The organism is Pirellulales bacterium (genome assembly GCA_035546535.1).
Classification (GTDB): domain Bacteria; phylum Planctomycetota; class Planctomycetia; order Pirellulales; family JACPPG01; genus JACPPG01.
This window is the reverse complement of the sequence record DASZWQ010000204.1, coordinates 78,371-90,860: the sequence shown is the minus strand read 5'-3', so window position 1 is coordinate 90,860 and position 12,490 is coordinate 78,371. Positions and strand designations below refer to the sequence as shown.

The 12,490-nt window shown below is 61.2% G+C and carries 6 protein-coding genes; all 6 read left to right on the top strand.

Annotation, left to right across the window (positions count from 1 at the left end):
- Positions 1–169 precede the first annotated feature (169 nt).
- A complete protein-coding gene (gene rpoB, locus VHD36_23895) occupies positions 170–3,880 on the top strand; it encodes a DNA-directed RNA polymerase subunit beta (protein ID HVU90393.1) in 3,711 nt (1,236 codons plus the stop codon).
- Between the two features lie 178 nt (positions 3,881–4,058).
- Positions 4,059–8,453 carry a DNA-directed RNA polymerase subunit beta' gene (rpoC, locus tag VHD36_23890; GenBank protein HVU90392.1) on the top strand — a complete coding sequence of 1,465 codons (4,395 nt, stop codon included), beginning with the start codon at positions 4,059–4,061 and terminating at the stop codon, positions 8,451–8,453.
- A gap of 275 nt (positions 8,454–8,728) precedes the next feature.
- On the top strand, positions 8,729–9,097 hold the full coding sequence (gene rpsL, locus VHD36_23885; GenBank protein HVU90391.1) for a 30S ribosomal protein S12: 369 nt from the start codon (positions 8,729–8,731) through the stop codon (positions 9,095–9,097).
- Between the two features lie 87 nt (positions 9,098–9,184).
- Positions 9,185–9,655 carry a 30S ribosomal protein S7 gene (gene rpsG / locus VHD36_23880; protein ID HVU90390.1) on the top strand — a complete coding sequence of 157 codons (471 nt, stop codon included), beginning with the start codon at positions 9,185–9,187 and terminating at the stop codon, positions 9,653–9,655.
- A 183-nt stretch (positions 9,656–9,838) separates the two neighbouring features.
- Complete coding sequence (fusA, locus tag VHD36_23875) at positions 9,839–11,908, top strand: elongation factor G (GenBank protein HVU90389.1); 2,070 nt, start codon at positions 9,839–9,841, stop codon at positions 11,906–11,908.
- A 223-nt stretch (positions 11,909–12,131) separates the two neighbouring features.
- Positions 12,132–12,461, top strand: a complete 330-nt coding sequence (rpsJ, locus tag VHD36_23870) for a 30S ribosomal protein S10 (GenBank protein HVU90388.1) — start codon at positions 12,132–12,134, stop codon at positions 12,459–12,461.
- Positions 12,462–12,490 lie beyond the last annotated feature (29 nt).

Genomic DNA, 12,490 nt, shown 5'->3' with positions numbered 1-12,490 from the left:
GCGAACCAGACGATCGAGCCGCAATAGTTTGACCTCTGCAATCCTTCCGAGTGAACCGTTGGTGGGTTGACGGGCGTGGTTGGCGCGCTGCGCGCTGTGTGACCCAGACCGCATTCCGATTGCAACTTGCCGCGTTTCGCTCGACGACAATGTAGGAGCACGATTCCACATGGCCACATCGGCAGAACGACGCCTCCGCCCCCAAGAAGTTCGTCGCTTCGGCTCCATTCAAGAACACCATGGCATTCCCGATCTCACCGAGATCCAGACGCGTAGCTACCAGGCGTTTCTGCAATTAGAGACCGCGCCCGACGCCCGCAAGGACGAAGGGCTCGAAGGTGTGCTGCGCGAAATTTTTCCGATCGAAAGCTACGACAAGACGCTGCGCCTGGAATACCTGCGCTATGAGCTGGGCAAGCCGCGCTACGAGCCGGACGAATGCCGGCAGTTGCGCTTGACGTATGGCCGACCCTTCAAGGTCTGGCTGCGCCTGACCAAGGAGCAGCCGATCGAGGAAGAGGTATACCTCGGCGACATGCCGATCATGCTCGGCGGCGGCGAGTTCATCATCAACGGTGCCGAGCGCGTGGTTGTCAGCCAGTTGCACCGCAGCCCCGGTGTCGATTTCGTCAGCGACATGGAAGGCAACGAGCGCAAGCTGCACAGTTGCCGCATCATTCCCGAACGTGGTAGCTGGATCGAGCTGAACGTCAGCAAGAAGGACAGCCTCACCGTTCGCATCGATCAGAGCGGCAAGTTCTCGGCCATGATGCTGTTGCGGGCCATGGACCCGAAGTACAGCCAGAACGCGCAGCTCATTCGCTGCTTTTACGACACCACGAATGAAACGGTCGTCGACGGGCGCAGCGCCGGCAAGCTGGAAGGAAAGATTGCCGTCAACGACGTCGTCTACCCGGCGGCCAGCGAGCGCGCCGGCGAGATCATCCTGGAGAGCGGCCAGAAGATCACGAAGAACGCCGCCGAGGTGATCTGCACCTCGGGCCTGTCGTCGGTCGAAGTCATGCCCGACGTGCGCGACACGCTGATCTTCAACTCTCTGCAGGAAGATAACACGGCCAGCCACGAAGAAGCGCTGTTGAAAATCTATCAGCGTTTGCGGCCGGGCAATCCGCCTCAATTGGAGAAAGCCCGCTCGTTGTTCTTCGAGAAGTTCTTCGACACGAACCGTTATCGCTTGGGAAAAGTCGGCCGCTTCCGTATCAATCGCAAGCTGGGGCTGAAGATTCCCGAATCGGAAATGACGCTGCGGCCCGAGGACTTGATCGCGGCGATCAAGTACCTGCTGCATTTGCGTTCCGACGACGCCGGTTTCGAGGTCGACGATATCGATCACCTGGGCAATCGCCGCTTGCGCACGATCGACGAATTGGCCTGCGACGAGTTGCGGAAGGGCTTTCTCAAGCTCCGCCGCACGGTTCAGGAGCGCATGAGCCTGAAGGACGTCGAGGACCTCACCCCGCGCAGCTTGATCAATCCCAAGAGTATTTCCGCGGCCATCGAATATTTCTTCGGCCGCGGCGAGCTGTCGCAGGTCGTCGACCAGACCAACCCGCTGTCGATGCTCACGCACGAGCGCCGCTTGTCGGCCCTCGGTCCGGGCGGCTTGAACCGCAAGCGGGCCGGCTTCGAAGTGCGCGACGTACACATTTCGCACTATGGCCGCATCTGCCCGATCGAAACGCCGGAAGGTACGAACATCGGTTTGATTTCCAGCTTGGGAATCTATGCCGGCGTCGACGCTTATGGCTTCCTCGTGACCCCGTATCGCAAGGTAAGCAAGGGCAAGCTGACCGAAGAGGTCGTCTGGCTGCGTGCCGACCAGGAGAGCGAGGCCTACCTGGCCCCCGCCGATACGCCGGTCGAAAAAGGGAAATTGCAGGGCGAAACGACGATCGCCCGTTATCGTGCCGACTTCGAATTAGCGCCGATCGACAAGATCGAGTACATGGACGTGGCGCCGAGCCAGATGGTGGGCGTCTCGGCCGGGCTCATCCCCTTCTTGGAGCACGACGACGCCAACCGCGCGCTGATGGGTTCGAACATGCAGCGGCAAGCCGTGCCGCTGTTGGTGACCGAACCGCCGATCGTGGCCACGGGCATGGAGCGCGACGTCGCCGTGAACTCGGGAATGATCGTGCGGGCTCGCAAGAAGGGGACCGTCACCTACGTCGATGCCAACCGCATCGAGATCGGTTCCGACGTCTACGTCATGCGTAAGTTCGTCGGCCTGAACGAGCGCACCTGCCAGAACCAGAAGCCGATCGTGGAACTGGGCCAGAAGGTGGAGAAGGGGGATGTCATCGCCGACGGCGCGGCTACCTTCCGCGGCGAGCTCGCCCTGGGGCGGAACGTGCTGGTGGGCTTCATGGCCTGGGACGGTTTCAACTTCGAGGATGCCATCATCATCAGCGAAGACCTGGTGAAGGATGATACCTACACCTCGTTGCACATCGAAGAATTCGACATCGAAATTCGCGAAACCAAGCTCGGCCGCGAGGAATTCACTCGCGATATCCCCAACGTCAGCGAGAAGGCCCTGCGCAATCTCGACGACGGGGGCATCGTTCGTATCGGCACTTATGTCCGGCCGGGCGACATCCTGGTCGGCAAGGTCTCGCCCAAGTCGAAGACCGAGCTCACGCCGGAAGAGAAATTGCTGCACGCCATTTTCGGTCGCGCCGGCGAAGACGTGAAGAACGATTCGCTGGAAGTGCCCTCGGGCGTGGAAGGCATCGTGATCGACACGCAGAAGTTCTCGCGCCGGCTGAGCCTCTCGGAAGATGAACGCAAGGCGTTCGAAAAGGCTTTGAAGGAAGTCGAGTCCGAGGGCAACGCCCGGATCGCCGAAACCTTCGGCGCGATGATCGAAGAGATTGAAAAGATTCTGCAGCGCAAGCTGACCGACGAAGAAGGCAACCCGCTGGTGCGCGATCAGGAGCACAAGTTCGTGGCCGAGCAGGCCGTGAATTTCCGCCTGGAGCGGCACGACATCCGCAGCCCGCAGCGCAAGGTCGAGGTCGAAAAGGCCTACAAGACGTTGTGGCCGGCGGTCGAGGCGGCGATCGACGATCGCGATCGCAAGCTCAACTCGATGAAGCGCGGCGACGAGCTGCGCAGCGGCGTGTTGCAAATGGTCAAGGTCTATGTCGCGGCCAAGCGCGTGATCTCGGTCGGCGACAAGATGGCCGGCCGCCACGGCAATAAGGGGGTGATCGCCAAGATTCTCCCCCGCGAAGACATGCCGTTTTTGGCCGATGGAACCCCGGTGCAGATCCTGCTCAACCCGCTGGGCGTGCCCAGCCGTATGAACGTGGGGCAGATTCTCGAGACGCACCTGGGTTGGGCCGGTGCGAAGCTTGGCTTCCAGGCCATCACGCCGGTCTTCGACGGAGCCACCGAAGAAGTCATCCGCGGCTGCCTGGACGAGGCTAAGCTCCCCCGTCACGGCAAGGCGCAGTTGTTCGACGGTCGCACCGGCGAACCGCTCGAGCAAGAGACCACGGTGGGCTACATCTACATGCTCAAGCTGCACCACCTGGTCGACGACAAGGTGCATGCGCGTTCGACCGGTCCGTACTCCTTGATCACGCAGCAACCGCTGGGTGGCAAGGCGCGGTTCGGCGGTCAGCGGTTCGGGGAAATGGAAGTGTGGGCGCTCGAGGCCTATGGCGCCGCGTACATCCTGCAGGAGCTGCTCACCGTGAAGAGCGACGACGTCGAAGGGCGTACGAAGATTTACGAGTCGATGGTCAAGGGCGAGAACACGCTCGAGGCCGGCACGCCCGCCAGTTTTGACGTTTTGACGAACGAGATTCGCGGTCTTGGTTTGAACATGCAGTTGGAGAAGCGGCGCGTGTAATTGCTCGCCGGCGGAACCTTCGATGGGGACCCGCCAGCCCGGCAAGAAGCGACGATTGGCAATAAGCTGACAAACAAAGTGCCACTAGCCGTTCCCCGTATGATTGGTAGAGCACGGTGGTTTGTCAGAGAACAGAGATTCAATTCACCGTCCGGTGACCCGATAAGGAGCCCTTAAAGTGAGCACTGGTGAAAGCTCTTACGATCGGATTAATGATTACGCGTCGGTGAAGATCAGCCTGGCCCGACCGCACGATATTCGCAGCTGGTCGTTCGGCGAGGTGAAGAAGCCCGAGACGATCAACTACCGCACGTATCGCCCGGAAAAAGACGGGTTGTTCTGCGAGCGCATCTTTGGTCCGGAAAAGGACTGGGAATGCGCCTGTGGCAAGTACCGCGGTATGAAATACAAGGGGATGATCTGCGATCGCTGCGGCGTCAAAGTCACGCACAGTCGCGTCCGCCGCAAGCGGATGGGTCATATCGAGCTGGCCGCGCCGGTCGCGCACATCTGGTTCTTCAAGGCCATGCCGAGCCGGTTGGGCAACCTGCTCGATATGAAGACCACCAGCCTGGAAAAGGTGATCTACTTCCAGGATTACGTCGTCGTCGATCCGAAGGACACGCCGCTCAAGCGCCAGCAATTGCTTACCGAAGAGGAGTACCGCACGGCGCGCGAAACCTACGGCGACGGTTCATTCGACGCCGACATGGGGGCCGAGGCTGTCCGCAAGCTGCTCATGGCGCTCGACCTGGTGAACTTGTCGCAGGTCCTGCGCAAGGATCTGGCCGAAACCGGCTCGAAGCAGAAACAAAAGGATCTGATCAATCGGCTGAAGATCGTCGAATCGATCCGCGACAGCGACAACAAGCCCGAGTGGATGATCCTGGACGTCATTCCGGTGATTCCGCCGGACCTGCGACCGCTGGTTTTGCTGGATTCGGGCAATTTCGCCACCAGCGACTTGAACGATCTGTACCGCCGCATCATCAACCGCAACAACCGGCTCAAGAAGCTGGTCGATTTGAATGCGCCGGAAGTGATCATCCGCAACGAAAAGCGCATGCTGCAGCAATCGGTCGACGCGCTGTTCGACAACAATCGCTGCAAGCGGCCGGTACTGGGATCGAGCAATCGTCCACTCAAGTCGCTCACCGACATGATCAAGGGCAAGCAGGGGCGCTTCCGCGAGAACCTGCTGGGCAAGCGCGTTGACTACTCGGCGCGCAGCGTGATCGTGGTCGGGCCGAGCCTGCGTCTGCACCAGTGCGGCCTGCCGAAGAAGATCGCGCTGGAGCTGTTCCAGCCGTTCATCATTCGCCGCCTGAAGGAGCTGGGCCACGCCGACACGATCAAAAGCGCGAAGAAGATGCTCGAGCGCAAAGACGACGAGGTGTGGGATATCCTCGAAGAGGTGATCCGCAATCACCCGGTCCTGTTGAATCGCGCTCCGACGCTGCACCGCATCGGCATTCAAGCCTTCGAGCCGACGCTGGTCGAAGGGAATGCCATCAAGTTGCACCCGCTCGTCTGCCGCGGCTTCAACGCCGACTTCGACGGCGACCAGATGGCCGTGCACTTGCCGCTGTCGATCGAGGCCCAGGTCGAGGCCCACACGCTGATGATGTCGACGAACAACATCTTCAGCCCGGCCAACGGCGCGCCGATCATCAGCCCGTCGCAAGACGTGGTGATGGGTTGCTACTACATGACCATGTCGTTGCCGGAGTGCAAAGGCGACGGCATGAGCTTCAGCTCGTTCGCCGAAGTGCATCTGGCCTACTCACTGGGCAAGGTCGATACGCACGCCCGCATCAAGGTCAAGCTGCCGCCGTCGCGTCGTCTGAAAACCGAAGGTGACCAGGATAGCCAGCCCGGCGCGCTGATCGAGACCACGGTCGGCCGCGTCATGTTCAATGACGTGCTGCCGGACGGCATGTTCTTCTACAACATTCCCATGCGTTCCAGCGAATTGGCGAAAGTCATTTCGGACTGCTACGCCATCCTGGGACGCCGCGCGACGATCGACTTGCTCGATGACATGAACCGGACGGGTTTCCGTTCCAGCACCAAGAGCGGTCTGTCGTTCGCCACCGACGATTTGATTACACCGCCGACCAAGTCGCGCATCATCGGCGACGCGGAGAAGACGGTGCTCAAGTTCCAGAAGCTGTATCAACGCGGCGTCATTACCGAGGTCGAGCGTTACAACCAGGTGCTCGACGCCTGGACGCACGCTCGCGAACGCATCACCACGGAAATGATGGCCGAGTTGGAAAACGACCATCGTGCGCCGGGTTACGTGAACCCGATTTACCTGATGGCCCACTCCGGTGCCCGCGGTGGTGTCGAGCAGATTCGTCAGTTGGCGGGCATGCGTGGTTTGATGGCCAAGCCGTCGGGCCAGATCATCGAGACGCCGATCAAGGCGAACTTCCGCGAAGGCCTGTCCGTGCTCGAATACTTCAGCTCGACGCACGGTGCCCGCAAGGGTTTGGCCGACACCGCACTAAAGACGGCCGACAGCGGTTACTTGACCCGCAAGCTGGCCGACGTGGCGCAGAACGTCGTGATCACGATGGAAGACTGCGGCACGACGCAGGGCATCACCAAGGGTGTGATTTATCGCGGCGAGAAAGTCGAAGTGCGATTGGCAGACTCGATTCGCGGCCGCGTCAGCCGGGCGAACATCGTCAACCCGATCACGGACGAAGTCCTGGTGCGAGAAGACGAGTTGATCACCGGCGAGATCGCCCGCCGCATCGAAGAGCTGGGCCTGGAGAAGATCCAGGTCCGCAGCCCGATGACGTGCGACGCGTCGCTCGGCGTCTGCCGGCTGTGCTACGGCATGGATCTGTCGACCAGTACGTTGGTCGAAGAGGGCATGGCCGTCGGCATCATCGCCGCGCAAAGCATCGGCGAGCCGGGTACGCAGTTGACCATGCGTACGTTCCACATCGGTGGCACCGCGGCCCGCGCGGTGGAAGAAAGCGAAATCCGCGCAAAGAAGCAAGGTATCGCCAAGTTCACGCGATTGAAGGTCGTGCGTAACGACGAAGGGCAACAGGTCGTGCTCACGCGAAACGGCGAAATCTCGCTGTTGGACCCCAAGGGGCGTGAACTGGAGAAATACGAGATTCCCGCCGGCGCCAACCTGCTGGTCGAGGACAATCAGGAAGTGCAGGCGGGCGCTGTGTTGTGCCAATGGGACCCGCACAGTATTCCGATTTTGGCCGAGGTCGGCGGCAAGGTCCGCTACGAGGACGTCATCGAAGGCGAAACGATGCGTGTCGAGCGCGATCCGAGCGGCCACCAGCGCAAGATGATCATGGAGCACAAGGGAGACTTGCACCCGCAGGTCGTGCTCGAAGACGCAAGCGGCAAGATCCTCGACTTTTATTATCTGCCCGAGAAGGCCCACATCGAAGTCAACGAAGGGGATCAGATCTCGGCCGGTACGTTGTTGGCCAAGACGCCACGCGAAGTCTCCGGTACGCAGGACATCACGGGTGGTCTGCCGCGCGTCACGGAAATCTTCGAAGCGCGCAAGCCGAAGGATCCGGCCGTCATCGCCGAGGTCGACGGCACGGTCGAGCTGTTGGGCGAGAAGCGGCGCGGTAAACGCACCATCATCGTCCGCAGCGAGACGGGCATTGAACGCGAGCACCTGGTGTCGCACGGCAAGCACTTGCGGGTACACGCCGGCGACTTCGTGCGGGCCGGCGAAGCGCTCGTCGACGGACCGCTCGTGCCGCACGACATCTTGCGGATTTCGGGCGAAGAAGCCGTACAGCACTACCTGGTGCGCGAGATTCAGAACGTCTATCGCAGCCAGCGCGTAGATATCGATGACAAGCACATCGAAATCATCGTCGCCCAGATGCTCCGCAAGGTGCGCATCGAAAGCGTCGGTGACACCGGCTTGCTGCCTGGCAGCGTCATGGACCGCTTCGAGTTTCGCGCCGTGAACCAGAACCTCACCGGCTGTGTAAAGATCTCGGAGAAGGGGGATAGCGACTTCGCGCCCGGCTCGATCGTGCCCAAGGATGCCTTGGAACAAGTGAACGCTCAGATCGAAGCGCTCGGCGGTGATCCGGCCAAGGGAAGCCGTCCCAAGCCGGCCACGGCCAGCACGCAACTCCTGGGCATCACGAAGGCCGCCGTGCAAAGCGCCAGCTTCATCTCGGCCGCCAGCTTCCAGGAAACCACCAAGGTACTGACCGAGGCGGCCCTGGCCGGCAAGGTCGACCGCCTGGTGGGCTTGAAGGAGAATGTGATCCTCGGGCACCTGGTGCCGGCCGGTACCGGTTTCCATACGTATCAAGAATCGGAGGTCCGCATTCGGCCCGAGGCGCTCGAAGCCCTGGCGGCCGAAAAGGATCGCATCCTCACCCGCAGCTTCCCGCTGCTGGAAGGGGGCGACGAAGGAAATGGCACGGCCGCCGATGGTGCCCGCAAGGACGGTGCGAGCGCGTCGGCCCCCAGCACGCCGGCAAGCAGTGCTCCGGCGAGCAGCTTGGATGCCTTGTTGGGTGGTGGCGGTGGTGCCGCCGAGGAAGGTCCACAAGAGTAGGAAAATCTGTAGCCGGGGGTCGGCGATCCCAGGGCTGGCTCTAATAATCCCCGGCTTTGCTGAGCCGGCTACAGAAAAACGGATGAGGCGGAGCCCCACGGTTTGCCTTGACAGGGCATGCAGATCGGGTAGCCTAAGCAGTTCGCTCGCAACGGACGGGGATTGCCCTGTAAGGCGCAAATGGTCCGGTTCGTCGTCGGGCGGCTTCGTACACGCGTTTTAACTGACTGCCGGCTGCAGCCCTTCCTGTACCGCCGGACGATAGAGAAATCCGCATGCCAACGATCAATCAACTCGTAAAGAAGGCGCGTCGCAAGCCGCGCAAGTTCAGCAAGTCGCCGGTCTTGGATCGCTGCCCGCAGAAACGCGGCGTGTGTCTCCAAGTGAAGACGATGACGCCGAAGAAGCCGAATTCGGCGCTACGCAAGATCGCTCGCGTGCGCTTGAGCAACAGCAAGGAAGTCACGGTCTACATTCCGGGCGAAGGGCACAGCCTGCAGGAACACTCGATCGTGCTGGTCCGCGGCGGCCGCGTTCGCGACCTGCCGGGCGTACGCTATCACGTCGTCCGCGGCGCGCTGGATACGTTGGGCGTCTCCGGCCGCAAGCAGTCGCGCAGCTTGTACGGGGCGAAGAAGGGCTAACACGCCCTGGTTGATCGCCCGGCACGAGCTGGCGAATGGAAATCATCACCGAACACTAATCGATCAATCGTCACGGGACTCTTTGTCATGGGTCGAATCACTGCCAGCCGTAAGACACTTGCTCCGGATCCGCGCTACGGCTCGCTGTTGGCGTCGAAGTTCATCAATTGCCTCATGCACGACGGGAAGAAGAGCACCGGACAGCGCGTGTTCTATCAGGCGCTCGACATCGTCAAGGACAAGATCAAGGACGTCGAGCCGATCGAGGTCTTCACGCAGGCCGTCGGCAACGTCAAGCCCGAGGTTGAAGTCCGCTCGAAGCGCGTCGGCGGTGCCGCCTATCAGGTGCCGATGCAGGTGAATCGTAACCGGCAGCAGTCGCTGGCCATCCGCTGGATCCTGATGGCCGTGCGGGAAAAGAAGGGCCGGCCGATGCACGAGAAGCTGGCCGAGGAATTCGTGGCCGCATTCAATCGCGAAGGGGCCGCCGTGTCGCGCCGCGAGAACGTCCACCGCATGGCCGATGCCAACAAGGCCTTCGCGCACTTCGCCTGGTAATTCGACAGACCATCTTTCGCCGCGATGCGGGCCGTTGGCCCGGCGCGGCGTTATTTTTGCGCTCGAACCAACGATGATTTGACGCGATGATTTGACGCGACACCGCCGGAAAAGCGAAACTGTGCGGCAAACATTCGTCCCGCAACTTCGAAAACAGGCTGCCGGCATCACGGCCCTCACTCCATGGCGCGACAACTCTCCCAGCTTCGCAATATCGGCATCATCGCTCACATCGATGCCGGCAAGACGACGCTCACCGAGCGCATGTTGTTCTACAGCGGCGCCACGCATCGCATGGGAGACGTCGACCGCGGTAACACCGTCACCGATTACGATCCCGAAGAACAAGAGCGCGGCATCACGATCAACTCGGCCTGCGTGACGTTTCGCTGGAAGGATGTGGTCGTGAACTTGATCGACACTCCCGGGCACGTCGATTTCACGGCCGAAGTCGAGCGCAGCCTGCGCGTGCTGGACGGTGGCGTGGTAGTGTTCAGCGCCCGCGAAGGGGTCGAAGCACAGAGCGAGACCGTATGGCGGCAGGCCGACCGATACCAGGTCCCGCGCGTCGCTTTTATCAACAAGATGGACCGGGAAGGGGCCGATTTCTTCGGCACTTTCGACGAAATTCGCAAGCGTCTGGAAGGGCATCCGCTAGCGATCCAGATCCCGGTCGGCGTCGGGCCGCCGCATATGCCCAACGCCTTTCGCGGCGTGATTGACCTGGTGGCTATGAAATTGCTCACCTTCAGCGAAGAGAGCCAAGGCTCGGAGGTCGTTGAAAGCGAAATTCCCGAGGAACTGCACGCCGAAGCGGAGCTGTGGCGCGGTCAGATGCTCGATCAACTGTTTGACTACTCGAACGAATTGGGCGAACTTTTGTTGGCCGAGGAGGCTGTGCCCGAGGACCTCGTCCGCCGGGTCATTCGCTCGGCGACGATTCACAACCTGGTGGTGCCCGTGCTGTGTGGGTCGGCGCTCGATCACGCGGGTGTGCAGCCGGTGCTGGATGCCGTAGCTCACTACCTCCCGAGTCCGGCGGACAAGCCGCCCGTCGAAGGAACCAACCCGGAAAAGCCCGACCTCAAACTCACCCGCAAGCCTGCGACTGACGAGCCGTTTTGCGGGCTGGTGTTCAAGATCCAGGCCGACAAGCATGGCGACCTGCATTACGTGCGGGTCTACTCGGGCGAGCTGAAGGGAAATACTCGCGCGTACAATCCGCGTACGGACAAGAAGGAAAACGTCAGCCAGTTGTGGCATATCCAGGCGGATCGGCGCGAGCAGGTCGAACGCGTCGAGGCCGGCGACATCGTGGGAATCATCGGCTTGCGCCATTCGGTGACGGGCGACACACTGTGCGACGCCAAGGAGCCCATCCTGCTCGAATCGATTGCCTTCCCCGAGACCGTCATTTCGATGGCAATCGAGCCCGAGAGTTCAGCCGAACGCAAGAAGCTGTCCGACGCGCTGGAGATGCTCAAGCGACAGGATCCGACCTTCCGCGCCCAAGAGAGCGAGGAAACCGGCCAGACGCTGATCAGCGGCATGGGCGAGTTGCACCTCGAGGTGATCAAGCATCGCCTGCTGCGTGATTTCAAGCTGAACGTGCGGGTTCATAAGCCGCGCGTCAGTTACCGCGAAACGGTGCAGAAATCGGTCGAGGCCACCGGCGAGTTTCACCAGGCGGTGGCCGGGCAGACGCTGTTTGCCAAGGTGCGCGTCCGTGTCGAACCCTTCGAGGGGGATATGCCGGTCATGGTCACGACCACGGCCGGCGATTCGATTCCGCCGGCGTTCCTGGGCGCCGTGCTCGAAGTGCTGACGCAACAGGGCGAAGGGGGCGGATCGCTGGGTTATCCGCTCATGAAGGTGAAAATCACCGTCGTGGGGGGCGAGACCCGGGAAGGGGAGTCGAACGAGCTGGCCTTCCGCCGGGCCGCCGCCGACGCCTTCCACAAGGCACTTGCCGCGGCGGGAATCGTGCTCTTGGAACCGATCATGAAGCTGGAAATCGTTGTCCCAGAAGAATATATGGGCGATTTCGTCTCCGATCTCCAGCAGCGTCGAGCGATCATCACGCAAACCCACGCTCGCGGTCGCAACACCGTGATCGACGCCGAGGCGCCGCTGGCCTCGCTTTTCGGCTACTCGGGGGCGATGCGGGGGCTAAGCCAGGGTCGGGCGTCGGCCTCCCTTTCGCCGTCGCATTACGGCCCGGCGCCGGCCGAGGTGCTGGAGTCGTTTTTGTAGGATGGGTTTTGGGGATTGAAGGTCAGGCTGCCGGTCGCAACGATCGGTGGCAGCAAGCCTGGCGATTTGCCCGAGAATAAGACGCGTTCCAAGTTCTCTTGGGCGTTGACACTGATTTGCGAAAGCCTTAAGATTTGCGGTTCCCCCTGCGGGAGAATAGTTTGTTCTGGCGTTTGTCATTTGTCTTTGGCAACTTGGCGCACGGCTGGTTGAGGAGCGATTTGTGGCTGGTCATTCCAACGAGACGATTCGCATCAGGATGGAAGCGTATGACCACTCGGTCCTTGATCAAAGCGCGGCGGAAATCGTAGATACGGCCAAGCGCACCGGTTCCGAGGTGCATGGCCCGATTCCGCTTCCCACGCGGATCGAGCGCTATACCGTGTTGTCGGGTCCGCATATCGACAAGAAGGCGCGGCAGCAGTTCGAAATTCGGACTCACAAGCGCCTGATCGATATCGTGCAGTCGACGGCCAAGACCATCGAGGCGCTGAACAAGCTGAGCTTGCCTGCGGGCGTGGATATCAAGATCAAGGCATCGAGTCGGCACTAGCCTGCCGCCGGTGCTTCGAGATCAACGCG

Bases quoted from the DNA above. Each gene is read 5' to 3' on its own strand.
- rpsL (HVU90391.1), top strand. From the start codon at position 8,729: ATGCCAACGATCAATCAACTCGTAAAGAAGGCGCGTCGCAAGCCGCGC.
- fusA (HVU90389.1), top strand. From the start codon at position 9,839: ATGGCGCGACAACTCTCCCAGCTTCGCAATATCGGCATCATCGCTCAC.
- rpoB (HVU90393.1), top strand. From the start codon at position 170: ATGGCCACATCGGCAGAACGACGCCTCCGCCCCCAAGAAGTTCGTCGC.
- rpsG (HVU90390.1), top strand. From the start codon at position 9,185: ATGGGTCGAATCACTGCCAGCCGTAAGACACTTGCTCCGGATCCGCGC.